Below are 245 nucleotides of genomic sequence, written 5' to 3'. Positions count from 1 at the left end.
AGTGGTGGGGGGCCCGGGCCGGGTGGGCAACGAGAACGACAAGCTGACCCTCTACCGGGCGCGGGAGGCGGAGACGGAGGTCAACCCTACCTATAAGGGAGGCTTCGGGGGGCCCGAGGTTTGGAAAATCGACATTCCCGTCGAAGGCCAACGCGGCCAGCACCACCTCATCACCCAGGATTGGGTGAACGGCATTCTACACGGCACTCCCCTGATCGCTCCGGGCGAAGGGGGCCTGAAGGGGC

1 pseudogene is annotated in these 245 nt (G+C 66.1%); it reads left to right on the top strand.

The features are described 5' to 3' along the window. Positions 1-245: pseudogene (locus KVT34_RS30845) on the top strand (Gfo/Idh/MocA family protein); the annotation flags it as partial.

Origin of the sequence: Paenibacillus sp. GbtcB18 (assembly GCF_019091125.1) — a bacterium.
In the GTDB taxonomy this organism is placed as follows: Bacteria; Bacillota; Bacilli; order Paenibacillales; family NBRC-103111; genus Paenibacillus_F; species Paenibacillus_F chitinolyticus.
Note: the sequence above shows the minus strand (reverse complement) of the source record. Positions and strands in the feature narration are given on the sequence as shown.